This window comes from Pseudomonas sp. RIT411 (assembly GCF_003057735.2).
GTDB lineage: Bacteria > Pseudomonadota > Gammaproteobacteria > Pseudomonadales > Pseudomonadaceae > Chryseomonas > Chryseomonas oryzihabitans.
The window spans coordinates 1-23,698 of record NZ_QBIZ02000018.1; the positions used below are offsets into that span (position 1 = coordinate 1).

Annotated in this window: 22 protein-coding genes and 1 tRNA gene; 8 read left to right on the plus strand and 15 right to left on the minus strand. The window is 67.2% G+C overall.

Annotation, left to right across the window (positions count from 1 at the left end; genetic code table 11):
* Positions 1–305, plus strand: a 305-nt coding sequence (locus tag DBY63_RS20100) for an aldehyde dehydrogenase family protein (protein WP_146750264.1), incomplete at its 5' end; no start/stop codon positions are given.
* 109 nt (positions 306–414) lie between these two features.
* On the opposite strand, the gene DBY63_RS20105 is transcribed toward DBY63_RS20100, so the two are convergent.
* The 9 genes from DBY63_RS20105 to DBY63_RS20145 form a co-directional block, all read right to left on the minus strand.
* A complete protein-coding gene (locus tag DBY63_RS20105) occupies positions 415–981 on the minus strand; it encodes an NUDIX hydrolase (protein ID WP_108582727.1) in 567 nt (188 codons plus the stop codon).
* A gap of 66 nt (positions 982–1,047) precedes the next feature.
* Positions 1,048–1,860: an IclR family transcriptional regulator gene (locus tag DBY63_RS20110; protein WP_108582726.1), complete on the minus strand. Its 813-nt coding sequence runs from the start codon at positions 1,858–1,860 to the stop codon at positions 1,048–1,050.
* Positions 1,857–2,546 carry a sarcosine oxidase gene (locus DBY63_RS20115; RefSeq protein ID WP_108582725.1) on the minus strand — a complete coding sequence of 230 codons (690 nt, stop codon included), beginning with the start codon at positions 2,544–2,546 and terminating at the stop codon, positions 1,857–1,859. The genes DBY63_RS20110 and DBY63_RS20115 overlap by 4 nt, the downstream gene beginning before the upstream one ends.
* A complete protein-coding gene (locus DBY63_RS20120) occupies positions 2,543–5,446 on the minus strand; it encodes a 2Fe-2S iron-sulfur cluster-binding protein (RefSeq protein WP_108582724.1) in 2,904 nt (967 codons plus the stop codon). The genes DBY63_RS20115 and DBY63_RS20120 overlap by 4 nt, the downstream gene beginning before the upstream one ends.
* Positions 5,443–5,739 carry a sarcosine oxidase subunit delta gene (locus tag DBY63_RS20125; RefSeq protein WP_108582723.1) on the minus strand — a complete coding sequence of 99 codons (297 nt, stop codon included), beginning with the start codon at positions 5,737–5,739 and terminating at the stop codon, positions 5,443–5,445. Before DBY63_RS20125 ends, DBY63_RS20120 begins: the two co-directional genes overlap by 4 nt.
* Positions 5,740–5,748: 9 nt before the next feature.
* Entirely contained in the window at positions 5,749–6,990 is a 1,242-nt protein-coding gene (locus DBY63_RS20130) for an FAD-dependent oxidoreductase (protein ID WP_108582722.1), read from the minus strand.
* Between the two features lie 13 nt (positions 6,991–7,003).
* Positions 7,004–7,873 (minus strand): bifunctional methylenetetrahydrofolate dehydrogenase/methenyltetrahydrofolate cyclohydrolase FolD, encoded by an 870-nt coding sequence (gene folD / locus DBY63_RS20135; RefSeq protein WP_108582721.1) that lies wholly within the window; start codon positions 7,871–7,873, stop codon positions 7,004–7,006.
* The gene (purU, locus tag DBY63_RS20140; protein ID WP_108582720.1) at positions 7,870–8,733 is read right to left on the minus strand and encodes a formyltetrahydrofolate deformylase; all 864 of its coding nucleotides are present in this window, start codon (positions 8,731–8,733) and stop codon (positions 7,870–7,872) included. The genes folD and purU overlap by 4 nt, the downstream gene beginning before the upstream one ends.
* 194 nt (positions 8,734–8,927) lie before the next feature.
* On the minus strand, positions 8,928–9,527 hold the full coding sequence (locus DBY63_RS20145; protein WP_108582729.1) for an XRE family transcriptional regulator: 600 nt from the start codon (positions 9,525–9,527) through the stop codon (positions 8,928–8,930).
* A 275-nt stretch (positions 9,528–9,802) separates the two neighbouring features.
* Between DBY63_RS20145 and glnT the strand changes: the two genes are divergently transcribed.
* The 5 genes from glnT (at position 9,803) to DBY63_RS20170 (ending at position 15,760) form a co-directional block, all read left to right on the plus strand.
* Entirely contained in the window at positions 9,803–11,137 is a 1,335-nt protein-coding gene (glnT, locus tag DBY63_RS20150; RefSeq protein WP_108582719.1) for a type III glutamate--ammonia ligase, read from the plus strand.
* A gap of 69 nt (positions 11,138–11,206) precedes the next feature.
* Positions 11,207–12,112 carry a glutamine amidotransferase family protein gene (locus DBY63_RS20155; protein WP_108582718.1) on the plus strand — a complete coding sequence of 302 codons (906 nt, stop codon included), beginning with the start codon at positions 11,207–11,209 and terminating at the stop codon, positions 12,110–12,112.
* A 12-nt stretch (positions 12,113–12,124) separates the two neighbouring features.
* Positions 12,125–12,808, plus strand: a complete 684-nt coding sequence (locus DBY63_RS20160) for a protein glxC (RefSeq protein ID WP_108582717.1) — start codon at positions 12,125–12,127, stop codon at positions 12,806–12,808.
* 18 nt (positions 12,809–12,826) lie between these two features.
* Positions 12,827–14,152 (plus strand): FMN-binding glutamate synthase family protein, encoded by a 1,326-nt coding sequence (locus DBY63_RS20165; protein WP_108582716.1) that lies wholly within the window; start codon positions 12,827–12,829, stop codon positions 14,150–14,152.
* Between the two features lie 294 nt (positions 14,153–14,446).
* A complete protein-coding gene (locus DBY63_RS20170; RefSeq protein WP_108582715.1) occupies positions 14,447–15,760 on the plus strand; it encodes an ammonium transporter in 1,314 nt (437 codons plus the stop codon).
* A 48-nt stretch (positions 15,761–15,808) separates the two neighbouring features.
* Here DBY63_RS20170 and DBY63_RS20175 read toward each other — a convergent pair whose 3' ends face one another.
* The 6 genes from DBY63_RS20175 to DBY63_RS20200 form a co-directional block, all read right to left on the minus strand.
* Complete coding sequence (locus tag DBY63_RS20175; RefSeq protein ID WP_007158522.1) at positions 15,809–16,033, minus strand: DUF2188 domain-containing protein; 225 nt, start codon at positions 16,031–16,033, stop codon at positions 15,809–15,811.
* Between the two features lie 126 nt (positions 16,034–16,159).
* The gene (gene aldA / locus DBY63_RS20180) at positions 16,160–17,593 is read right to left on the minus strand and encodes an aldehyde dehydrogenase (RefSeq protein WP_108582714.1); all 1,434 of its coding nucleotides are present in this window, start codon (positions 17,591–17,593) and stop codon (positions 16,160–16,162) included.
* A 13-nt stretch (positions 17,594–17,606) separates the two neighbouring features.
* On the minus strand, positions 17,607–18,407 hold the full coding sequence (locus DBY63_RS20185) for an HpcH/HpaI aldolase/citrate lyase family protein (protein WP_027599533.1): 801 nt from the start codon (positions 18,405–18,407) through the stop codon (positions 17,607–17,609).
* Positions 18,408–18,427: 20 nt separating this feature from the next.
* The gene (locus DBY63_RS20190) at positions 18,428–19,762 is read right to left on the minus strand and encodes an MFS transporter (protein ID WP_108582713.1); all 1,335 of its coding nucleotides are present in this window, start codon (positions 19,760–19,762) and stop codon (positions 18,428–18,430) included.
* A 21-nt stretch (positions 19,763–19,783) separates the two neighbouring features.
* On the minus strand, positions 19,784–20,968 hold the full coding sequence (rhmD, locus tag DBY63_RS20195) for an L-rhamnonate dehydratase (RefSeq protein WP_108582712.1): 1,185 nt from the start codon (positions 20,966–20,968) through the stop codon (positions 19,784–19,786).
* A 12-nt stretch (positions 20,969–20,980) separates the two neighbouring features.
* Positions 20,981–22,279, minus strand: coding sequence for an MFS transporter (locus DBY63_RS20200; RefSeq protein WP_027602175.1), 1,299 nt, complete (start codon positions 22,277–22,279; stop codon positions 20,981–20,983).
* Positions 22,280–22,459: 180 nt separating this feature from the next.
* Between DBY63_RS20200 and DBY63_RS20205 the strand changes: the two genes are divergently transcribed.
* Complete coding sequence (locus tag DBY63_RS20205; RefSeq protein WP_007158516.1) at positions 22,460–23,407, plus strand: LysR family transcriptional regulator; 948 nt, start codon at positions 22,460–22,462, stop codon at positions 23,405–23,407.
* Between the two features lie 161 nt (positions 23,408–23,568).
* Positions 23,569–23,645 (plus strand) — tRNA-Asp (locus DBY63_RS20210).
* The last annotated feature ends 53 nt before the right edge of the window (positions 23,646–23,698 follow it).

Consider the following 23,698-nt stretch of genomic DNA (forward strand, 5'->3'; position numbering starts at 1 on the left):
GGTCCAAGGAAGAGACCTTCGGCCCGCTGGCGCCGCTGTTCCGCTTCAAGGACGAGGCCGAAGTCATCGAACTGGCCAACGATACCGAATTCGGCCTGGCCTCCTACTTCTATGCCCGCGACCTGTCCCGCGTGTTCCGCGTGGCCGAGGCGCTGGAATACGGCATGGTCGGCATCAACACCGGCCTGATCTCCAACGAGGTCGCCCCCTTCGGCGGCGTCAAGGCCTCGGGCCTGGGCCGCGAGGGCTCCAAGTACGGCATCGAGGAATACCTGGAGATCAAGTACCTCTGCCTGGGCGTCTGACCCGACGCCGCTGATCTGATGGGCTTCGCTGTGCTCAACCCAGCCTACCAGCACCCGTAGGTTGGGTTGAGACGGCTCTATCGTCGAAGCCCAATAGCTCCCGGCGCCATCAGCCCAAGGGATGCAGCTGCCCGGCCTCGGCCGTACCGAAATAGAGGCCATGCTGACCCCGCGCCTGCTCGTGCAGCCGGCGCTCCAGTATCTGCTGGATCGAGGGATAGGCCAGTTCGGCCCAGGGCAGCTCATCCGGCGCGAAAAAGCGGCGCTCCAGGGTCTCGACACCGGCCTCGGCATCGATCTCGATCAATTCGGCGCGAAAGATCAGATAGACCTGGTTGACCGCCGCCGCATTGAAGATGGAGTAGGGCGCCAGGATCCGCGCCCGCACCCCGCCTTCCTCCCAGGTCTCACGCAGGGCCGCCTGCTCGGCGCTCTCGCCGTTTTCCATGAAGCCTGCGGGCAGCGTCCAGTAGCCACGCCGCGGTTCGATGGCGCGTCGGCAGAGCAGATAGCGGCCCTGGTGCTCCACCAGGCAACCGGCGATTACCCGCGGATTGTCATAGAGCACATGGCCACAGGTGTTGCAGAGGAGTCGTCTGTGGCTGTCGCCAGGGGGATGGCGATGGACCAGTTCGGTGCTGCCGCACTGGCAACAGAAACGTGGGGAAGGGCTCATGCTGACCTCGAATGGCCGCTGCTCTGATTGTTCTGGTCTTACGGTATACCAAATTGCGGCAGAGGCCTAGCCTGGACCCTGAGCTGCACCGCGCGGACGATGCCCCAGCTCGACGGCGATCCGCGCGGCGGTCTCGGCCAGCAGGGCGCCGACCCATTCCCGCGTCGCGGCGGCATCCATCACGGCATCGGGGCCGGAAACGTTGAGCGCCGCCACCAGTTGGTCGCGGTGATCGTGGATGCCGGTGGCGATGGCGGTGGAGTAATCGGAGCGGTGCAGTACCCAGCCCTGACGGCGGTCTTGCTCGACCAGGCGCAACAGCTCCGGCAGGGTACGGGGCGCGGGCGGCGGCTGATCGTCCAACCGCTCGTGCTGGTAGAGGGCGCTCAGGGCCTCGTCGTCGAGACCGCCGAGCAGCACCCGACCCAGGGCGGTGCGGGTACAGGGCAAGCGGGTACCCACCGGGACGTTCACCGTCAATCGCTGGCTGGCCATGCTGCGGTAGAGATAGACCACCTCGGTGCGATCACGGACGCCCAGGTGACAGGACAGCGAGGTGATGTCGCGCAGCCGCTCCAGATGGGGCTGGGCGATATCCACGAGGTCGCGGCTGGCCAGGTAGGCGAAGCCCTGGCTGACCACCTTGATGCCCAGGCCGTATTCGGTCTTGGACTGGCGTTCCAGATAGCCCAGCTCGGTGAGGGTCATGACGATGCGATAGACCGACGAGGTCGAGCCGCCAAGGCCGTCGGCGATCTCCTGCAGGCTCAGCACGCGGCGCTCGGGACCGAACAACTCCAGCACCCGCAGGCCGCGCAGCAGGGCGGGCACCCGATAGTCGCTGTCTGCCTCGACCGCTGTCGCCTCGCCCACGGTCATGGGATGCCCGCCGCGAGCAGGGCCGCGACCCCCAGGGCGCCACCGTCGAACTCCTCCAGCGCATCGAGCAGCACGTGCCAGAGGTAGTGGGCGCTGGCGCGGTCGCAGAGCAGGTGGACATGCGGCAGGGCACCGTCGCCGGCATTGAGCAGGATGGCGTTGAGCCGGGCCACCGAGGTCTGCACCACCTGGCCGACTGCGAAGGGCTTGCCCAGGTCCACGCCGCACAGCTTGGCGAACAGTGCGGGCAGTTGGGTGCCCGTGAGGATCAGCCAGGCATGGGAGTCCTGGCGGGGTAGCGGATAGCAGCCAGGGCCGAGGTCGGCAGCCGCCGCTTCCAGGGCGGCGACCCGCGCACCGCCATCGGCCAGGGCGCCGAGCAGCAGGTACTCGCTCTGGGACAGCCGCAGCAGCCATTCCCCGGTCGCCTGGCGCAGCGCCTGGTTGGGGCGTTCCGGCAGGACATAGCCCTGGCCCTGCAGATGGCCGGCGGCCGCCGGGCCGCGCAGGCCGAAGCGCGGCAGGTTGCTCAGGTCGGCCAGGCCGCCGCGCTGCAGCAGTGCCGCCTCGTCGCCCTCGCTCAGGCGTTCGGCGAAGATCCGTCCCTGATGCTGCAGTACGGGGGTATCTAGCTGCAGTTCCACCAGCGGGCTGCGTTCGTCGAAGTCAAAGGGATTCGGTGTCATGCGTCCACCTCCTGGCGTTGGGCTTGGGGGTCGTAGAAGGGCAGGCGCGCCACCGTGGCCTGGACGATCTCGCCCCCTTCGACGCGGATCGGCAGGGACATGCCAGGCTCGGCCTGGTCGGCTGCGGCATAGGCCAGGCCGACGATGCAGCCCAGGGTGGGGGAGAATTCGCAGGAGGTGACGTTGCCCGCGATGTCGTCGCCGCGCAGCACCAGGTGGCCTTCCAGCGGCTGGCTGGCGGTCGCCGGCAGGGTGAAGCCCACCAGCTTGCGCCGCAGTGGCTGGCTTTCGAGGATCTCGATGGACTTCTGGCCGACGAAGAATGGCTTTTGCCGGCCGATGGCCCAGCCCATGTCGATTTCGGCTGGGTGGGTCATGCCGTCGGTGTCCTGGCCGATGATCACATGGCCCTTCTCCAGCCGCAGCAGACGCTGGGCCTCGACGCCGAAGGGGCGGACGCCGAAGCGGGTCCCTGCCTCCATCAGCGCATCCCAGAGCCGCTCGCCGAAGCGCGCCGGCACATGGATCTCGTAGCCCAGCTCGCCGACGAAACCGACCCGCAGCAAGCGGGCGGGGATGCCGGCGACCCGGCCCTCGCGCACGGCGAGATAGGGAAAGGCCTCGGGCGTCAGGTCCAGCTCGGGGCACAGCTCGCGCAGCACCTCCCGCGAGCGCGGACCGGCCAGGTTCACGGCGGCGAAGGCGGCGCTGACGTTGGCGATGTCGACGTCCAGCCGCCACTGGGCGTTCCACTTCAGCAGGCTGCGGTAGACGCGGTCGACACCGCTGGTGGTGGCCGAGACATAGAAGTGCTCATCGCCCAGGCGCGCGGCCACGCCGTCGTCGATCACCACGCCATCCTCGGCGGTCATCAGCGCATAGCGGGTACGCCCCACGGGCAGCTTGCGGAAGCCGAAGGTGTAGACCCGTTCCAGCAGCTCGGCGGCGTCGGGACCGCGTACATCGAGGCCGCCCAGGGTAGAGACGTCGATCAGCCCCACGCCCTCGCGGACCTGGCGGACCTCGGCCTGGATGCAACGCTGGCGTTCGCTGGCCGGGCCGTAGAAAGCCGGTCGTTGCCAGACACCGGCCGGCATCAGGCTGGCGCCCAGTTCCAGGTGGCGCCTGTGCATGGCGGTGCGCCGATAGGGATCGAAGGCGCGGCCGGCGACGTGGGCGAGCTTTTCCGCGGTAAAGGGCGGTCGGGCGGTGGTTACCCCGGTGTCGCTGACGCTGCGTGCCGTGGCGGCGGCCACCAGGCGCGCGGTGGGCAGCGCCGAATGGCGACCCTGGGATGGGCCCATGCCGACGGTGGAGAAGCGCTTGACCAGCTGGACGTCGCGATAGCCGTGGCGGGTGGCATTGACGATGTCGGCGATCTGCAGGTCTTCGTCGAAGTCGACGAATTCCTTGCCCTGGGGGTGGGCGAACATTGGCCAGGGAAAGTTGACCTGGCTATCGTCGGCCTGGGTCTGCTCGCTGGCGAGCGGAGCGAGGTCCAGTTCGGTCAGGGCGCGGGCCGCGGCGGCGCGGCCATCGGCCAGTACCCGCTCCAGCGCATGGCGGCCATTGACCGAGCCGGCCAGGTGCAGGCCACGCGGCAGGTTGCCCAGGCTGAAGGCCGCCTGGTCGTCGAGGTAACCCAGGGTGCCGCCAGCCTGGCAGGCCAGTTGGTAGACCGGCATGTAGCCGGCGGACATGCACAGCAGGTCGCAATCCAGGGTCAGCCCCGCGGGGCCGACCTGGCCCTGGCCGACGATGGGACGGACGTCGACCCGTGCCAGCTGGCGGCCATAGGCATCGGCGTGGGCTTCGTACACCGTATGCCCCAGGTGCACGGGGATGCCGCGTTCGCTTACCGCCTGCAGCAGTTGGGCGTCCCGCGGCGCGGTGCGCAGATCAAGCAGCGCGGCGACGGCGACCCCTTGCTCCTGCAGGTCTAGGGCGGCCAGATAGCCATCGTCGTTGCCGGCCAGGACCACGCCGCGGCGGCCCGGTCGCACGCCATAGAGACGCATCAGGCGCTGGGCGGCGCTGGTCAGCAGGATGCCGGGCAGGTCGTTGTTGCGGAAGATCACCGGTTGGTCGAAGGCGCCACTGGCGAGGATGGTCTGCCGCGCCCTGACCTTGAACATCCGGTTGTCCTGGATGACCGGCAGGTAGTGGTCGGTGAACCAGCCGTTGCACACGGCGGACTCCAGCACCCGGATGCGTGGCTCGGCACGCACCGCGGCGACCAGTGCCTCGCGCAGCCCTTCACCCTGACCTCCGTCGAGGCCGAAGCGGCCCCAGGCCAGGGCGCCACCGAGCAGCGGCTGCTGTTCGACGAGCAGCACCTCGGCGCCACCCTGGGCCGCGGCCAGTGCTGCGGCGAGACCGGCGGGACCGGCGCCGATCACCGCCACGTCGCAGAACAGGTAGGCCTTGTCGTGGTAGGTAGGGACGAAGGTCAGGTCGAGCACGCCGAGGCCGGCCTTCTTGCGGATCAGCGGCTCCCAGCGCTTCCACATGCCCTTGGGCTTGTAGAAGGCCCGGTAGTAGAAACCCACCGGCATGAACCTGGAGAACTTGCCGAGCAGGGCGTCGCGGTCGCGCTCGAGGCTGCCGCTGACGTTCTGCGCGCGGGCAGTCAGACCCTCGCGCAGCGGCAGTTCATCCGCCAGCACATTGGGCTCGTCCGGCAGTTGCACCAGGGTGTTGGCGTCCTGGCCGGCCAGGGTCAGGGGCCCTCGGGGCCGGTGATACTTGAAGGAGCGCGACAGCAACCAGCGACCCTCGCCGAGCAGGGCGCTGGCCAGGGTATCGCCGGCATAGCCCTGGTAGCTCTGGCCTTCGAAGCTGAAGGTGAGGGGACGGTTGCGATCGATCAGCAGCCCCATGGGGGCGGGCAGGCGGGTCATGAGCGCACCTCCGCAGCGGTGAAGTCAACGCGCTGGGTGAACAGCTCGCGGGGGTCGAAGGTGCGCAGCACCTCGTCGCTGCCGGTGTGGCGTTCGGCCAGGAACCAGTAGCTGGACGCGTTGTGCAGCCACCATTCGGTGACCACGCCGCGGCGGTTCTCGCAGTTGAAGACGTAGTCCGCCCACTCGGCGGTGCTGCAGGCCTTGGGATCGGGCATGGCCTTGAGTTCGCCGCCGTAGGTGAATTCGCTGATGTTGCGCGGCCCGTTGAGCGGGCAGGTGAGGATCTTCATGACAGCTCCTTAGTGGCTGGCCGCGGTGGCGCCCATCTCGTTGACCTGCTGGAAGCGGCTGAACCGGTCGAGACCGAAGGGGGCGATGAGCTCGGGCACCCGGCCGCCGCTGGCCACCAGTTCGGCCATGGTCTTGCCGCAGATCGGCGTGGCCTTGAAGCCCCAGGTGCCCCAGCCGGCGTCCAGGTAGTAGCCGTCGATGGGCGACAGGCCCATCAGCGGGCTGTAGTCCGGGGTCATGTCGGTCATTCCGGCCCACTGGCGCATCAGCTTGGCGTTGGCCATGAAGGGAAACATCTCGATGGCGTGGGCCAGCAGGCTTTCCTTGAGGTCCAGGGTGGAGCGGGTGTGGTACAGCGGATAGGGGTCCGAGCCGCCGCCGAAGACGATCTCGCCGCGGCTGGTCTGCTGCACGTAGCAGTGCAGGGCACTGGAGCTCACCAGCGGATCGAGGAAGGGCTTGAACGGCTGGGTGACCATGGCCTGCAGCGGATAGGTGTGCAGCGGCGCGCGGATGCCCAGCTTGTTCATCAGCAGCGAGCTGGTGCCGGCCACCGCCTGTACCGCGCAGCCGCAGCGTACCGTGCCGCGATTGGTCTTGATGGCGGCGATCCTGTTGTTCTCCACCACGAAGTCCTGTACCTCGGTCAGTTGGTGGATCTCCACGCCGCGCTTGGCCGCCTGCTTGGCGTAGCCCCACGCCACGGCGTCGTGGCGGGCGGTGCCGCCATCCATGTGCCAGAGTCCGGCCAGCACCGGCAGGTGGCCCGGATCGAGGTTGAGGCAGGGCACCAGTTCGCGGATCTGCTGGCGGTCGATCAGCTCGGTGCGTCCGCCGAAGTGCTTGTTGACCTCGGCGCGCTGGCGGAAGGCGCGCACCGTGGCGTCGGTGTGCGCCAGGGTCAGCTGGCCGCGCTCGGAATACATGATGTTGAAGTCGAATTCGTTGGACAGCTCCTTGAACAGCCGCACTGACTCGATATAGAACTTCACTCCCTCGCTGGTGAGGTAGTTGGAACGGATCACCGCGGTGTTGCGCGCCGTGTTGCCGCCGCCCAGGTAGGCCTTTTCCAGCACCGCGACATTGGTGATGCCGTGGTACTTCGCCAGGTAGTAGGCGGTGGCCAGGCCATGGCCGCCGCCGCCGATGATTACCACGTCGTAGCTGGACTTGAGTTCTTTGGGTGGCGGCAGGTCGACCTCCACCGGGTAGTCGGCGGACAGGCCGTATTTCAACAGGCTGAAAGGCATGATGGGCTCCCGGTCAGGTCGCGGCGTAGGGGTGCTGGCGCTGGGCGGCGCTCAGGGTGTTGTGCAGGAGCAGGGCGATGGTCATTGGCCCGACTCCGCCCGGCACCGGGGTGAGGGCACCGGCCACAGCCGCGACCGCCGGAGCGACATCGCCCACCAGCCGGGCGCCGCCTTCGCGCTCCACACGATTGATGCCGACGTCGATGACCACCGCGCCAGGCTTGACCCAGTCCGCGGTGATCAGGCCGGGTTGGCCGACCGCGGCCACCAGGATGTCGGCCTGGCGACAGAGCGTGGCGGCGTCGCGGCTGCGCGAATGCACCAGGGTCACCGTGCAGTGCGCCTGCAACAGCAGGGCCGCCATAGGCTTGCCGACGATGTTGGAGCGGCCGACCACCACTGCATGGCGTCCGCTGAGATCACCCAGTTGCTCCTGCAGCAGCCGCAGGCAGCCCGCCGGGGTGCAGGGCACCAGGCCGGGTTGCCCGAGGGCCAGGGCGCCGACGTTCTCGCGATGGAAGCCATCGACGTCCTTGTCCGGGCGAATCGCCTGGATCACCGCTGCCTCGTCGATCTGCGGCGGCAGCGGCAGTTGCACCAGGATGCCGTGCACTTCCGGATCGGCATTGAGCGCGGCGATCAGGCCAAGCAACTCGATCTGCTCGAGATCCGCCGGCAGCTCATGGCTGAGCGAGCGGATGCCCACCTCGGCGGCGCGGCGGATCTTGTTGCGCACGTACACCTGGCTGGCCGGATCGCTGCCCACCAGGATGACCGCCAGGGCCGGCTGGATACCCCGCGCGCGCACCTCGGCCACGTCCTGGGCGACCCACTGCAGCAGGCGGGCGGCGGCGGCCTTGCCATCGATCAGCCGGGCGCTCATCGAAACACCACCACGCGATTGCCATTGAGGAACAGCCGCCGCTCGATGTGGTACTTCACCGCTTTGTACAGGGCGACCGTCTCGGTATCCCGGCCGATGGCGACCAGGTCCTCGGGGCGATAGCCGTGGTCGACGCGTTGCACCTCCTGCTCGATGATCGGGCCTTCGTCGAGGTCCGAGGTCACGTAGTGGGCGGTGGCCCCGATCAGCTTGACGCCGCGCTCGAAGGCCTGGTGGTAGGGCTTGGCGCCCTTGAAGCCGGGCAGGAAGGAGTGGTGGATGTTGATGGCGCGTCCGGCGAGCTCCTGGCAGAGCTCGTTCGAGAGGATTTGCATGTAGCGCGCCAGCACCACCAGTTCGGTCCCGGTCTCCGCCACCAGGCGCAGCAGTTCGAGTTCCTGCTGCCGCTTGCTGTCCTTGGTCACCGGCAGGTAGACGAAGCGGATGCCTTCCCGCTCGGCCATGGCCCGCAGCTCCAGGTGATTGGAGACGATGGCGGTGATTTCCATCGGCAACTCGCCCTTCTGGTGGCGATAGAGCAGGTCCGCGAGGCAGTGATCGAACTTGCTCACCATCAGCAGCACGCGGGTGGGGCGGGCGGTGCTGTACAGCTCCCATTGCATGGCGAAGTCGGCCGCGACCGCGGCGAAGCCATCGCGCAGCGCCTCAATGCCGCTACTGGCGCCGGGGTTGAAGCGGAACACCGTGCGCATGAAGAAGCGCTCGGTGAAATCGTCGTCGAACTGCGCCATCTCGGCGATGTAGCAGTCGTTGCGGGCGAGATAGGTGCTGACGGCGGCCACGATGCCCGAGGTGGCCGGGCAACTGACATTGAGGATGTAGGTGGGCAAGGTTTCCATGTTCGCGTCCGGATTTCACCAGTGGAGGAAGATTTCGCTGCGGCGTTATTTCCTGTTGGGAATATAAAATTCACGGATGCTTTTATAGGGCAAGCGCAGGCGCTCGTCCAGAGTCAAGTAATAAAAATTTCCCAGCAGTTATAAGTTCGTCTTTTACCGGTGAAATCCCCTTTCACCGGTGAAGCGGACGCGGCTCAGTCGTCCTTGAAGGTCATGATCGACAGCAGCTTGATCGGCACCTGGTTCAATCGCTCCGGGCCGTGGGGAATGTCGCTGTCGAAGGTCAGGCTGTCGCCCGGGCCCATTTCATAGAGGTGGTTGCCATGGCGATAGACCAGGCTCCCTTCGAGCAGGTGGATGAACTCGGTACCGGGATGGGAAAAGGTAGGGAATTCCTCGCTGGCATCGTCCATGGAGACCAGATAGGCCTCCAGGCTCTTCTTTGGTCCGCGAGAGTGGTTGAGCAGGTGATAGGTGTGTCCCTTGTCGGTCCCCCGGCGCACGACCTCGAGACCTTCGCCCGCCTTGACCAGCAGGGCGTCGCGTTCCTGCTGGTCGTACTGGCTGAACAGCCGCGACAGCGGCAGGCCCAGCGTGTCGCACAGCCGGCCGAGGGTTTCCAGGCTGGTGGAGACCTGGGCGTTCTCGATCTTGCTCAGCATGCCCTGACTGATACCGGCCATGCGCGCCACCTCGGCGGTCTTCAAGCCCTGATTCTGGCGCTGGCGACGAATCTGGATGCCTATGTACTGCTCGATCTTCAGGCGTGGCTCACGGCTCGGGGATTCTTGCATCATTTTAGTTTTGAGAATAAAAAATTCGCACCAGTAAAGTGCAGGAAAGAGGGCGGATGCACGCGGGCGTCCGATGTAGCTCCCATCATGCCGGAAAAAGTCCCTGCGGGCTGCCGCCTGAATTTTCCTTGGGATCCGCACGGTTAACTCACTGGCAGAAAAATTCTGGCATACCAATCGGCACCGCTGACGCGACTTGGCAAAGTCCTTGCTTTCCTGATGGGAAGATTAAATTCCCATTGGGAATATAGTGGACCTCACTCAAGGAGCCCGTCATGTTGCCCAGCGAAACCCAGCATCTCATCGACCAGCACGGTATCCGCTATGTGCTGGCCCAGTTCGTCGACATCCATGGTTCCGCCAAGACCAAGTCCGTGCCGGTGGCGGGCCTTGCCGCCGTGGCGGAGGAGGGTGCGGGCTTCGCCGGCTTCGCCATCTGCGGCATGGGCATGGAGCCCCATGGGCCTGACTTCATGGCCCGTGGCGATCTCTCCACCCTGATCCCTGTGCCCTGGCAGGCTGGCTACGGTCGGGTGGTATGCATCGGTCACGTCAACGGCAAGCCCCATCCCTATGACAGTCGCTACGTGCTACAGCGCCAGGTACAGCGCCTGAGCGACCGAGGCTGGAGCCTGAACACCGGACTGGAACCCGAGTTTTTCCTCATGCGCCGCGATGAGGTCGGCAAGTTGTCCCTGGTGGATGGCAGCGACACCCTGGACAAGCCCTGCTACGACTACAAGGGCCTGTCGCGCTCGCGGCTGTTTCTCGAAAAGCTCACCGAAGCCCTGCAACCGGTAGGCTTCGACATCTATCAGATTGACCACGAAGACGCCAACGGCCAATTCGAGATCAACTACACCTACAGCGAGGCGCTGGAGTCGGCGGATCGCTTCACCTTCTTCCGTATGGCCGCTGGCGAGATCGCCAACGAACTGGGCATGATCTGCTCCTTCATGCCCAAGCCCGATCCCAAGCGCGCCGGCAACGGCATGCATTTCCACCTGTCGCTGGCCAGCGCCACCAGCCGCAATCTCTTCCACGACGACAGCGATCCGCGTGGCATGGGCCTGTCGCGCCTGGCCTACCACTTCCTCGGTGGCCTGCTGGCCCACGGTCCGGCGCTGTGCGCCTTCGCCGCGCCCACGGTAAATTCCTACAAGCGCCTGGTGGTCGGTCGCTCGCTGTCCGGCGCCACCTGGGCGCCGGCTTTCATCGCCTACGGCGCCAACAACCGCTCGGCGATGGTTCGGGTGCCCTATGGCCGCCTGGAGTTTCGCCTGCCCGATGCCGGATGCAATCCCTATCTGGTCACCGCCGCCATCATCGCCGCCGGTCTCGACGGCATTGAGCGCGAGCTGGACCCGGGCGCGCCCTGTAACGAGAACCTCTACAACCTGAGCCTCGAGGCCATCGCCGCGCGGGGCATCGAGACCCTGCCGCAGAGCCTCAAGGAGGCCTGCGACGCCCTGGACGCCGATCCGCTGTTCCGCGAGATGCTCGGCCCGGAAATCGTCGACGAATTCATCAAGTTGAAGCGCATGGAGTGGGTGGAATACAGCCGCCACGTCTCCGACTGGGAGATCCAGCGCTACACCGAATTCTTCTGATCGCTACCGCTTTATCGATCGTTCTTCGGGCGCCGCGGCGCGCCCCCTGCCTGCGAAGGAGTGACACCCATGTGTGGAATCGTTGGACTCTATCTGAAGAACCCGGCGCTGGAGACCCAGCTCGGCAGCCTCTTCGAGCCCATGCTCGAAGCCATGACCGACCGCGGTCCGGACAGTGCCGGTTTCGCCATCTATGGCGACGAGGTGGCCGAGGGCTGGGTCAAGCTGACCCTGCAGGCCACCAGCGAGGGCTATGACTTTGCCGCCCTGGTCACCGCGTTGCAGCAAAAACTCGCTGCCGAGCTGGACTGGTTCCAGAACGCCAGCGCCGTCGTGCTCAAGATCCGCGCGGCGGAAGCCGAGGTGCGCGCCGCCCTAGCCGAACTCGCGCCGGAGGTGCGCATCATGAGCGCCGGGCGCAGCATCGAAATCCTCAAGGGCATGGGCCTGCCCCAGGAGATCGCCAGCCGCTTCGGCCTGGCCGGCATGCAGGGCAGTCACATCATCGGCCATACCCGCATGGCCACCGAGAGCGCCGTGACCATGGAAGGCAGCCACCCGTTCTCCACCGGCGCCGACCTCTGCCTGGTGCACAACGGCTCGCTGTCCAACCACTCGCGGCTGCGTCAGAACCTCAGGCGCGCAGGCATCGCTTTCGAGACCGAGAACGACACCGAGGTGGCCGCCGGTTACCTGACCTGGCGGCTGCGCGAAGGCGACAGCCTCAAGCAGGCCCTGGATCGCTCGCTGGAGGATCTGGACGGCTTCTTCACCTTTGCCATCGGCACCCGCAACGGCTTCGCAGTGATCCGCGATCCCATCGCCTGCAAGCCGGCGATCCTTGCCGAAACCGACGACTACGTGGCCATGGCCTCCGAGTACCAGGCGTTGTCGAGCCTGCCCGGCATCGAGCGGGCCAAGGTCTGGGAGCCGGCACCGGCCACCCTGTACGTCTGGGAACGCGAGTCGGCCTGAGGAGCAGCGCACATGAAAACCTTCGATCTCACCCAAACCGCCGTACGTGACCTCAACCAGGCCCTGCACGACGCCGCCCAGACCGCTGCCGAGCGCGAGTGGTTGGTTACCCATCCCAACGGCGCCCACAACCTTGCCGTGGGCGTGAACGCTGCCGTTTCCGTGGATATCAACGGGCACGCCGGCTACTACTGCGCGGGCATGAACCAGCATGCCGCCATCACCGTACATGGCAACGTTGGCGTCGGCTGCGCGGAGAACATGATGTCCGGCGCGGTACGGGTCAAGGGCAGCGCCTCCCAGGCGGCCGGTGCCACCGCCCATGGCGGCCTGCTGGTCATCGAGGGCGACGCCGGCGCGCGCTGCGGCATCTCCATGAAGGGTGTCGACATCGTCGTCGGCGGCAGCATCGGCCACATGAGCTGCTTCATGGGTCAGGCCGGGCGCCTGGTGGTCTGCGGCGACGCCGGCGACGCCCTGGGCGATTCGCTGTACGAGACGCGCATCTACGTGAAGGGCAGCGTCGCCTCCCTGGGCTCGGACTGCATCGAGAAGGAGATGCGCGCCGAGCACCTGTCCGAGTTGCAGGAACTGCTCGACACCGCCGGCTTCGCCGAGCGGGCCGCCGACTTCAAGCGCTACGGCTCCGCCCGCCAGCTCTACAACTTCAAGGTCGACAACGCCTCGGCCTATTGATCGCGCAGGAGAATCGCCATGACTGACCAGAACACCCCCGTGCTGCGCGAATCGGCCACCTTCGATCGCCTTACCATCCAGGAAATCCAGCGTGCCGCCGAGACCGGCATCTACGACATCCGCGGTGGCGGCACCAAGCGCAAGTTGCCGCATTTCGACGACCTGCTGCTGCTGGGCGCCAGCGTCTCGCGCTATCCGCTGGAGGGCTACCGGGAGCGGTGCGGCACCGACGTGGTGCTCGGCACCCGCTTCGCCAAGAAGCCCATCCACCTGAAGATCCCGGTGACCATCGCCGGCATGAGCTTCGGCGCGCTCTCGGCCAACGCCAAGGAAGCTCTCGGCCGCGGTGCCAGTATCGCCGGCACCAGCACCACCACCGGCGACGGCGGTATGACCCCCGAGGAGCGTGGCCAGTCCCAGCACCTGGTCTACCAGTACCTGCCGTCGCGCTACGGCATGAACCCCGACGACCTGCGCAAGGCCGACGCCATCGAGATCGTCCTGGGGCAGGGCGCCAAGCCCGGCGGTGGCGGCATGCTGCTGGGCATGAAGGTCACCGAGCGGGTGGCCGGCATGCGCACCCTGCCCATCGGTGTCGACCAGCGCAGCGCTTGCCGCCATCCCGACTGGACCGGCCCGGACGACCTGGCGATCAAGATCGCCGAATTGCGCGAGATCACCGACTGGGAAAAGCCCATCTACGTCAAGATCGGCGCCAGCCGGCCCTATTACGACGTCAAGTTGGCGGTCAAGGCCGGCGCCGACGTGGTCGTGCTCGACGGCATGCAGGGCGGCACCGCGGCGACCCAGGAGGTGTTCATCGAGCACGTCGGCATCCCCATCCTGCCGGCCATTCCCCAGGCGGTACAGGCGCTGCAGGAGATGGGCATGCACCGCAAGGTGCAGCTGATCGTCTCCGGTGGCATTCGCAATGGCGCCGACGTGGCCAAGGCCATGGCCCTGGGTGCCGACGCCGTGGCCATCGGCACCGCTGCCCTGATCGCCCTGGGCGACAACCATCCGCGGCTGGACGCCGAACTGCGCAAGCTCGGCTCGGCCGCCGGTTACTACGATGACTGGCAGAACGGCCGCGATCCAGCTGGCATCACCACCCAGGACCCTGAACTGGCCAAGCGCCTCGACCCGGTTGAGGGCGGTCGTCGGCTGGCCAACTACCTGCGGGTGCTGGTGCTGGAAGCCCAGACCATGGCCCGCGCCTGCGGCAAGTCGCACCTGCATAACCTCGACCCGGAAGATCTGGTGGCCCTGACCATCGAGGCCGCGGCCATGGCGCGGGTGCCGTTGGCCGGTACCAGCTGGGTACCGGGGCAGAGCGGGTTCTAGTGAGCAGGAGCCGTTCCCCGGTGGAGACGGCTTATCGAACACGGCCACGGCGGTCCGCCGTCGCGGCCGCTCCTACAATTAGGGTCCAGTGTGTACTCCAATCGCGGCCATGGGCCGCTCCTACCGGATATCTGACTTTGTAGGAGCGGCCCATGGCCGCGATCAGACAGAGCGCCCTGGGAGCGGCCGCATCGGCAGATCGCCATGGCCGCGATAGGGCGATACACCACGCCTCGCTCCGGCAGGCAGCAACACAAGACGTTCCCTTTCATCCCTCAGCGAAGGAAGCTCGACATGATCGGTAAAGGCAAGGCGGTTGCGGTTCTGGTGGCAGCTCTCGGGATGCCCGGTATGGCCCTGGCGCAGGAGGCCCGGCTCGACAGCGGCGACACGGCCTGGATGATGATCTCCAGCGTGCTGGTGCTGATGATGCTGGTCCCCGGCCTGGCACTTTTCTATGGCGGCCTGGTGCGGGCGAAGAATCTGCTCTCGATCTTCACCCAGAGCTTTACCGTGGCCGGGGTAATCGGTGTGCTCTGGGTGGTCTACGGCTACAGTCTGTTCGCCGACACCACTGGCATGGTGGCTGGCGAGTTCAACTTCCATAGCCTGATCGGCGGCTTCAAGCACTGGATGCTGCTCGACGTGGTGCGTGACAGCCTGGTGGGCACCATTCCGGAAAGCGTCTTCGCCACCTTCCAGATGACCTTCGCGCTGATCACTCCGATGATCATCGCCGGCTCCTTTGCCGAGCGGATGAAATTCAGCGCCGCTGTGCTGTTCTGCGCCCTCTGGTTCACCTTCTGCTACCTGCCCCTGGCGCACATGGCCTGGAGCGGTCCGGGTGGCCTGCTCTATGACTGGGGCATCCTCGAATTCGCCGGTGGCACCGTAGTGCACATCAATTCTGGCGTTGCCGGGCTAGTGGCCTGTGTGATGCTCGGTCGGCGTCAGGGTTACAGCCTCCAGGCCATGCCGCCGCACAACCTGGGCTTCGCCCTGACGGGCGCAGCGCTGCTCTGGGTCGGCTGGTTCGGCTTCAACGTCGGTTCCGCGGTGGCCGCCAGCGCTAGTGCCGGCATGGCCATGCTCACTACCCAGATCGCCGCCTGCGCCGGCATCCTCGGCTGGCTCGCCGTGGAATGGCTACGCACCGGCAAGGCCAGCGCCCTCGGCGTCGCCTCCGGTGCCCTGGCTGGCCTGATCGCCATCACCCCGGCCTGCGGCTTCGTTGGTCCGGCCGGCGCCCTCGCCATGGGCCTGCTGACCGGCGCTCTCTGCTACATGGCGGTGGTCTATCTCAAGCGCACCTTCGGTTACGACGATGCGCTGGATGCCTTCGGCCTGCACGGCATCGGCGGCATCGTCGGCTCGCTGCTGACGGGCGTCTTCGCCAGCAAGAGCCTAGGCGGCTACCAGGACATCGCCATTGCCAGCCAGGTGATGATCCAGCTCAAGAGCGTTCTCTTCACCGTGGTCTTTTGCGGGGTCATGACCTTCGTGCTGCTCTGCGTCACCCGGGTCCTGACCCGCGGCCTGCGCGTGTGCGAGCAGACCGAGGCTCAGGGCCTGGACCTCTTCCAGCACGGCGAAAAAGCCTACGGCTGAGTCGGCACCTCGCACCGCGCCAGCCACCGCAACGGTGGCTGGTACTCCTCAGCCCTTGGACTGCGCCGGATCCGCACTGCGTGGATAGGTGCGCTCTTCCTCGATGCGGCCATCCGCGGTGTGGATCTTGACGCTGCCGGTCTTGCCGTCCAGGTATTGCGCCGCCTGGTGGACGATGGCGTCCTTGGTCGAGGCCTTGAGCAGGGCGCGATCGCCGTGCTCTTCCTTGAATTCCCAGCCGGTGTCGGTGGGTAGGATGTGGTAGTTCTGCATCTGGTCTCCCTGGGGCCCTTTGGCCCTTGCCTGGTCTTGGGTTGCGCCTGTTTCGACCCGCGTTCGCCCAAGAACATTCGAGCGAAGCGGCCCGGGCAGGCCCGGCAGGGGACCAGGCCGCGCCACTCAGCCCTGCAGATAGACCACCTGGGTGTGGGTGTACTCATAGAGGCCGTGCTTGCCGTCGGCGCCGCCCATGCCGGACTTGCGCACCCCGGCGTGGTAGCCCTGCATGGCTTCGAAGTTCTCCCGATTGATGTAGGTCTCGCCAAAGTCGATCTCGCGCATGGCGTGCATGGCCTTGCCCAGGCTGCGGGTATAGACGGAGGAGGTGAGGCCGTATTCGCAGTCGTTGGCCAGGGCGATGGCTTCGTCGAGATCATCGACTATTTGGATCGGCAGCACGGGGCCAAAGATCTCTTCGCGCATGATCGGCATGTCCGCGCGACAGTCCGCCAGCACCGTGGGCTGGAAGTGAAAGCCGCGACCCAGGTCGGCACGACGGCCACCGGTGACCAGGCGGGCGCCCTGGCCGAGGGCGACGTCGACCTTGGCCGCCACCTTGTCCAGACCGGCGGCGTTGATCAGCGGTCCCATCTCCACATTGGTGTCGGCCTGGGGGTCGCCATAGCGGGTGGCGGCCATGGCGCGGCCGATGCGCTCGATGAAGTCCTCGGCCACCGCGCGCTCCACATAGACCCGTTCGGCGCAGTTGCATACCTGCCCGGTGTTGATGATGCGCGAGTCGCGGATGGCGCGGACCGCCAGGTCCAGGTCGGCATCGGCCAGGACGATGGCCGGCGCCTTGCCGCCCAGCTCCAGGTTCAGCTTGGTCAAATTCGGTGCGGCAGCGGCCATGATCCGCGAGCCGGTGGCGACGCTGCCGGTAAAGCTGACCATGTCGATGCCGGCGTGGGCGCTAAGCTGGCCCCCCACGGAACCGGCGCCGCTGACCAGGTTGAACACCCCGGGCGGCAGATCCGTCTCGGCCACCAGGCGGGCGAATTCATGGGCATTGATCGGGGTTTCTTCGCTGGGCTTGATGACGATGGTGTTGCCGGTGAGCAGCGCCGGCGCCAGCTTGCGGGCGATCAGGAAGAAGGGGAAGTTCCAGGGCAGGATGCCGGCCACCACGCCCAGTGGCTTGCGCAGCAGAAAGATCTGCTCGTCGGGTCTGTCGCTGGTGATGATCTCGCCTTCGATGCGCCGCGCCCACTCGGCCATGTAGTCGAGGTAGTCGGCGGTGAAATTGACCTCCACCTCGGCCAGACCGTGGATCTTGCCCTGTTCGGCGACAATCGTTTGGGCCAGTCGCGGTGCCTGCTCGCGCAGCTTGGCGGCGATGCGCCTGAGATGGCCGGCCCGCTCGATCGCCGGTTTGCGGGCCCAGGCCTTTTGCGCGCGGCGGGCGGCGGCGATGGCCTGGTCGACGTCGTCTCGGCTGGAGGCCGGCACCCGGGCCAGGGCCTCGCCGGTGGCCGGGTTGTGGACGAGAAAGTCCTCGGCGGCCGGCAGGAAACGGCCATCGATGTAGTTCTGGTAAAGGGGCAGATCGGCCATGGCGGACTCCGGGTCAGTAGGTGCGAGAGGGCGCCTGGGGCGCGTCGAGGGGGCGATAGCGGGCCAGGTTGGCCAGCGCTGCCTGGCGGAACAGGCTGATGTCGATGCCGACGGCGACGAACTGGCAACCCCAGTCGCGATAACGCCGGGCATCGTCTTCCTGGGGCGCCAGGATCCCGGCCACCTTGCCGGCGGCGCGGGTGGCGTCGATGGCGGCGCGGATGCGCGCCTGCACCTCGGGATGGCCCGGATTGCCGGCATGGCCGAGGCCGCTGGAGAGATCGGCCGGACCGACGAAGACGGCGTCCACCCCGTCCACCGCGGCGATTTCGGCGACGTTGTCGCTACCCAGTCGCGATTCCACCTGGACGATCAGGCACAGCTCGCGATGGGCGTTGTGCAGGTAGTCGGGCACCGCGTCCCAGCGGGTGGCGCGGGCCAGGCCGCCGCCGACGCCGCGGATGCCATGCGGGGGATAGCGCATGGCCCGCACCAGGGCGCGGGCCTGGTCGGCGGTCTCCACCATGGGCACCATCAGCGTCTGCACGCCGATGTCCAGCAATTGCTTGATCAGCACCGCATCGCCGGTCACGCAGCGCACCACCGGCGCCGTGGGGTAGGGCGCCACCGCCTGCAACTGGGCGAGGATGCTCGGCACCGTGTTGGGCGCGTGCTCGCCGTCGATCAGCAGCCAATCGTAGCCGGTGCTGGCGGCGATCTCGGCGGCATAGCCGGTGGCGAAGCCGGCCCAGAGGCCATAGAGGGTATCGCTGCCCGTGAGGCGGGCCTTGAAGGGATTGCGTGGCAGGTCCATGACGGTGGTCTCCAGGGGAATCAGGAAGGGGTATCGGGCAGGCGCACCAGCAGGCCGTAGCTCAGGGCGCCGGCCACCGCGACCGCGGCGGCGATGCCGAGGGCGAGGCCGAAGGAGCCGGTCTGCTGGACGATCATGCCGGTGATGACCGGGGCGAAGGCGCCGCCGAAGTAGCCGCCGAAATTCTGGATGCTGGCCAGCGAGGCGACCTGATGCGAGGGCACGGCGACGCTGACCAGCGACCAGGTGCCGGCCACCGCCACGTTGAGGCTGAACAGCGCCATGCTGAAACAGAGGATGACGCTGCCGATGCCGGTCACCCCGGCGCTGCACAGGGCGAACAGCCCGGCTGCGGCCAGACCGCCGCAGATCGGCAGCTTGCGGCTGAAGGCCAGGCTGCGCCCGCTGCGGGTCAGGCGATCCACCAGCAGGCCGCCGCCGATCACGCCACAGGCGCCGGCCAGGAACGGCAGGCTGGCGACCCAGCCGGCCTGGGACAGGGACAGGTGATGGACCCGCTCCAGGTAGGCCGGCAGCCAGGTCAGGAACAGCGACAGCATGTAGATGATGCCCACGTAGCCGATCACCACGCCCCAGGTCAGGCGGCGGCGGAACAGCCCCAGCCAGTCGGCGAAGGTCAGTCGCTGGCCGGCGTCCTGGGGTGGCAGCCCGGCGTCCAGGTACGCCCGCTCGGCGGCGTCCAGCGCCACCTGGACCCGGTCGCGATAGCTCAGGTACCAGAGCGCCGCCACCAGGACGCCCAGCACGCCCATGGCGATAAACATCTGCCGCCAGCCCAGCCATAGCAGCAGGGCGGTGAGGATCGGCTGGGAGATCGCCGGTCCCAGCGAGGAGGAGAGGTTGAAGATGCCGGAGGGCAGGCCGCGCTCGCGCACGTTGAACCACTCGCTGACCACCTTGGCGCCGGCCGGGAATTGCGGCGCCTCGCCGATGCCCAGGCCGACGCGGGCGAGGATCATCAGGTGCAGGCTGCTGAGCAGCCCGAGCACGCCCTGGGCGATGGACCAGAGGCAGATGCCCAGGCCCAGGGTCAGGCGCGCGCCGAAGCGATCCAGCAGGCCGCCGATGGGCAGCTGGGCGAAGGCATAGGCCCAGGCGAAGGCCGACAGCAGCAGGCCCATCTCGGTCGGCGTGAAGCCCAGTTCGCCGCTGATGGTCTGGTTGGCGATGGCCAGGGTGCTGCGGTCCAGGTAGTTGACGAAGCCGGCCAGCACCAATAGCGCCAGGGCGATCACCTGGACCCGCTTGAGCCGGGCGCTCTTGGGTGGCAGCGGCGTCGCCGCGGGGCGCGCATCCGGCAGGGGCGTCGCCAGGGTGTCTTGGGTCGCTTTCATCCAGCCCTCCTGGGCAAGGCCTCAGTGGCGATAGGGACGTTCCAGGGCGCACTCCGGATTGAGGCGCACGCCGAAGCCGGGCCGATTCAGCGCCGAGGCGCGCATGCGGCCGCGCACCGGGACGGGTTCGTCGAGCAACTGCGGATGGAACATGGGCACCACCTCGTCGGCCTTGGGCGCCATCATCAGGAACTCGGCGAAGGGACTGTTGGTGCGGGTGATGACGAAGTGGTAGCTGTAGACCGAGGAGCCATGGGGAACCACCAGGGCGTTGTGGGCATCGGCCAGGGCCGAGATGCGGATCAGCTCGGTGAGGCCGCCGCACCAGCCGACGTCGGGCTGGAGGATGTCGCAGCAACCCATCTCCAGCAGCAGGCGGAAACCCCAGCGGGTGGCTTCGTGCTCGCCGGTGGTGACCAGCATGCCCTTCGGCACGTTGCGTTTGAGTTCGGCATAGCCCCAGTAGTCGTCCGGTGGCAGCGCCTCCTCGATCCACTTGAGACCGAATTGCTGGGCGCCCTGGGCCAGGCGGGTGGCGTAGTTGAGGTCCAGGCTCATCCAGCAGTCGAGCATCAGCCAGAAGTCGTCGCCGACCCGTTCGCGCATGGTCGCCAGGGCCTCCAGGTTCTTGCGCAAGCCTTCCTCGCCCTCGGCCGGGCCATGCTGCAGCGGCAACTTGCCGCCGATGAAGCCCATCTCCTTGGCCAGGTCCGGCCGGGCGCCGGTGGCATAGAACTGCAGTTCGTCACGTACCGCGCCGCCGAGCAACTGGTGCACCGGCTCCTGGCGCAGCTTGCCGAGCAGATCCCAGAGCGCGAGATCCACCCCGGAGATGGTGTTGAGCACGATGCCCTTGCGACCGTAGTAGAGGGTGGAGAGGTACATCTGGTCCCAGATCTTTTCCAGGTCGGTGACCTTGGCACCCTCCAGGAAGCGCGCCAGATGCCGCTCGACGATGAAGGCGCCCAGCTCGCCGCCGGTGGTGACGGCGAAGCCCACGGTGCCGTCGCTGGCCTCGACTTCCACCACCAGGGTGCCCAGCACATTGATGCCGAAACTGCGCCGGCTCTGGCGGTATTCCGGGTACTTGGCCATGGGCGTGGCGATGTGGTCGTCGATCCAGTGGCCGTCGCCCTGGTCGTGGTAGTCGGCGCCGCCGCCGCGAAGGGTGTAGGCGCGCACCTGCTTGATGGTGGGTAGGGTCATGGCGAGGCTCCCTTAATGACTGGGCGTGAGCTGAGGTTGGGGATCGGCCTGGTCGCGGCGGCGCAGGCCGAGGATCAGGGCGGCGGCGACCAGGGTGGTGCCGGCGAGCAGATAGAGGCCGGCGCCGGGGTGGGCGAAGGTCACCTCGGCCCAGCGCTTGGCCAGGGGCGCGATGAAGCCGCCGATGGCGCCGCAGGTATTGATCAGGGCGATGCCGCCCGCGGCGGCGCTACCGCGCAACTGGTCGGACGGAAAGGTCCAGAACAGCGGCTGCACGGCGATGAAGCCGGCGGCGGCGAAGCACAGGGCGATCAGGGCATAGAGCGGCGAGAAGGTCACCGAGGCGGCGATGCCCAGACCGGAGATGGCCAGGGTGGCGGCGGCGGTGCGCCGGCGTTCGCCGGTGCGATCCGACCAGCTGGGGATCAGCCAGGCGGCGAGCAGGGCGCAGATCCAGGGAATCGCCGAGACCAGGCCGACCAGCAGCCCGACCTTCTGCCCGAGTAGCCCGGCCACCTGGGTCGGCAGATAGAAGACCACGCCATAGACGCTGGCCTGGATCAGCAGGTAGATGCTGCACAGCAGCAGGATGCGCGGCTGACCGAGCAGGCGCAGCAGCCCGCCATGGTGCGGCTTGGCGGCGTCCTCGGCGTCCAGCGCCTGCTGCAACGTCTGCTTTTCTTCCGCACTCAGCCAACGGGCATCGCGCGGCCGATTGTCCAGGTAGAACCAGGCCCAGACACCCACCAGGCTGGCCAGTAGCCCTTCGACCAGGAACATCCATTGCCAGCCGTGCAGACCGCCGAAGCCGTCGAATTCCAGCAGCAGGCCCGACAGCGGACTGCCGAAGATGAAGGCCAGGGGCGCGCCGAAGTAGAAGAAACCCAGGGCCCGGGCGCGGTAGCGCGAGGGGAACCAGTAGGTGAGGTAGAGGATGACGCCCGGGAAGAAGCCGGCTTCGGCTACCCCGAGCAAGAAGCGCAGCACATAGAAGGCCGTCGCCGTGTGGGCGAACATCATGGCGGCGGAGATCAGCCCCCAGCTGACCATGATCCGGCACATCCACAGCCGGGCGCCGACGCGGTGCATGATCAGGTTGCTGGGAATCTCGAGAAAGGCGTAGCCGACGAAGAAGACCCCGGCGCCAAAGGCGAAGGCCGCGTCGGAGATGCCGGTGTCGGCCTGGAAGGCGACCTTGGCGAAACCCACGTTGGCCCGATCGAGAAAGGCCATGACGTACATCAGCAGCAGGAAGGGCAGCAGGCGCCGGGTGACCTTGGCGACCAGCCCCGGTGACAGGGTGGTGTGCATGGCGATCTCTCTTGTTGTTGTGATTTGGCCACGGCTCAAGGTAGTCGCAGTTGCAATGCCTGGATAATCGCTTTTTGTTTAGGACCGATACCCTTAAGGTATCGATTCGCGCGCGGGGCTTGGCCAGAGCCTTCCCGCCCTGCAGGACCCGCCGCCGCTCGCCCCATCAGGACGCCGCCAATGAACGCTTCTCCTCATGCCCGCGCGCTGTTCAGTCGCCTGCGCTACAAGCACCTGCTGATGCTGGTGACCCTGGCCGGTACCCGCAATCTGCACCGCGCCGCGGAAGCCCTGCACATGTCCCAGCCAGCCACCACGCGGATGCTGCAGGACGTCGAGGAAGCCTTTGGCTGCGCGCTGTTCGAACGCCAGGCGCGCGGCCTGAAGCCCACGGCGCTGGGGGCAGAGATCCTAGAGTTCGCCCGTCGCGCCCTCAATGGCCTGGATCGCTGCGCCGAAGACCTCGATGCGCGGCGCTCCGGTGGCTATGGGCATCTGGCGGTGGGCGCCATCATGGGCGCCTTGCCCGATCTGGTGGTGCGGGCCATCGCCGAGAGCAAGGCGCGCCAGCCGGGCCTGCAGCTACGCATCCTCGGCGACACCAGCGACCAGCTCACCGAGCTGCTGGAGCAGGAGCGGATCGATGTGGCCATCGCCCGTTTCACCCAGCCGGCCGATCTCGGTCGCTTCACCTTCGAGCCCCTGGGCAACGAGCACCTGGCGGTGGTGGTGCGCACCGGGCATCCGCTGGCCGGGCGCGCCGCGCCCGATCTGGCCGAACTGGTGGCCGAGTGGCCGTGGATCCTGCAGCCCGAAGCCAGTCCGGCCCGGGTGGCGCTGGAGGCCGCCTTCGCCCGGCGCCAGTTGCCACCTCCCGCGGACGTCATCGAATGCGGCTCGGTGTTCGCCATGCTGCAGCTGGTACAGATCACCGACGCCATCCTGGTGCTGACCGAGGCGGTGGTGCGCGATCACCTGCGTACCGGGCTGATGGTCTCGCTCGACCTGGAGATCACCGAACCCCTGACGCCCTTCGGTATCCTGCTGCGCACGGGGCAGGTACCCAGCGCGGCCCTGGAAGGCTTTCTCGGCCTGCTCAGGCAGCAGGCCGCTGGCGCCGCGGCCTGAACGAGACGGGGGACGCCGCCGGCTGTGCACGGCGAGAAATATTTTCGCTACGCCTGTTGTTTCTTCCCTGATAAATCAGTATCTTAGCGGCCGCTGGTGCAGAGAACCCCGCTGAACAGGTTCTCGGCAAGTGCCAGCAGGATGCCGCAAGGCTTCCATGCGCAGCGGTAGTTCAGTCGGTTAGAATACCGGCCTGTCACGCCGGGGGTCGCGGGTTCGAGTCCCGTCCGCTGCGCCACCTACCACCCGCGAGCTCTGGCTTGCGGGTAACGAAAGAAGCGGCCCTCGAGG

Coding starts and splice junctions, on each gene's coding strand:
- aldA (WP_108582714.1), bottom strand. CDS start 17,593: ATGGCCGATCTGCCCCTTTACCAGAACTACATCGATGGCCGTTTCCTG.
- DBY63_RS20170 (WP_108582715.1), top strand. CDS start 14,447: ATGATCGGTAAAGGCAAGGCGGTTGCGGTTCTGGTGGCAGCTCTCGGG.
- DBY63_RS20120 (WP_108582724.1), bottom strand. CDS start 5,446: ATGACCCGCCTGCCCGCCCCCATGGGGCTGCTGATCGATCGCAACCGT.
- DBY63_RS20130 (WP_108582722.1), bottom strand. CDS start 6,990: ATGCCTTTCAGCCTGTTGAAATACGGCCTGTCCGCCGACTACCCGGTG.
- DBY63_RS20115 (WP_108582725.1), bottom strand. CDS start 2,546: ATGACACCGAATCCCTTTGACTTCGACGAACGCAGCCCGCTGGTGGAA.
- purU (WP_108582720.1), bottom strand. CDS start 8,733: ATGGAAACCTTGCCCACCTACATCCTCAATGTCAGTTGCCCGGCCACC.
- DBY63_RS20165 (WP_108582716.1), top strand. CDS start 12,827: ATGACTGACCAGAACACCCCCGTGCTGCGCGAATCGGCCACCTTCGAT.
- glnT (WP_108582719.1), top strand. CDS start 9,803: ATGTTGCCCAGCGAAACCCAGCATCTCATCGACCAGCACGGTATCCGC.
- DBY63_RS20175 (WP_007158522.1), bottom strand. CDS start 16,033: ATGCAGAACTACCACATCCTACCCACCGACACCGGCTGGGAATTCAAG.
- DBY63_RS20145 (WP_108582729.1), bottom strand. CDS start 9,527: ATGCAAGAATCCCCGAGCCGTGAGCCACGCCTGAAGATCGAGCAGTAC.
- DBY63_RS20160 (WP_108582717.1), top strand. CDS start 12,125: ATGAAAACCTTCGATCTCACCCAAACCGCCGTACGTGACCTCAACCAG.
- DBY63_RS20105 (WP_108582727.1), bottom strand. CDS start 981: ATGAGCCCTTCCCCACGTTTCTGTTGCCAGTGCGGCAGCACCGAACTG.
- DBY63_RS20205 (WP_007158516.1), top strand. CDS start 22,460: ATGAACGCTTCTCCTCATGCCCGCGCGCTGTTCAGTCGCCTGCGCTAC.
- DBY63_RS20110 (WP_108582726.1), bottom strand. CDS start 1,860: ATGACCGTGGGCGAGGCGACAGCGGTCGAGGCAGACAGCGACTATCGG.
- DBY63_RS20190 (WP_108582713.1), bottom strand. CDS start 19,762: ATGAAAGCGACCCAAGACACCCTGGCGACGCCCCTGCCGGATGCGCGC.
- DBY63_RS20185 (WP_027599533.1), bottom strand. CDS start 18,407: ATGGACCTGCCACGCAATCCCTTCAAGGCCCGCCTCACGGGCAGCGAT.
- DBY63_RS20125 (WP_108582723.1), bottom strand. CDS start 5,739: ATGAAGATCCTCACCTGCCCGCTCAACGGGCCGCGCAACATCAGCGAA.
- DBY63_RS20155 (WP_108582718.1), top strand. CDS start 11,207: ATGTGTGGAATCGTTGGACTCTATCTGAAGAACCCGGCGCTGGAGACC.
- DBY63_RS20200 (WP_027602175.1), bottom strand. CDS start 22,279: ATGCACACCACCCTGTCACCGGGGCTGGTCGCCAAGGTCACCCGGCGC.
- rhmD (WP_108582712.1), bottom strand. CDS start 20,968: ATGACCCTACCCACCATCAAGCAGGTGCGCGCCTACACCCTTCGCGGC.
- folD (WP_108582721.1), bottom strand. CDS start 7,873: ATGAGCGCCCGGCTGATCGATGGCAAGGCCGCCGCCGCCCGCCTGCTG.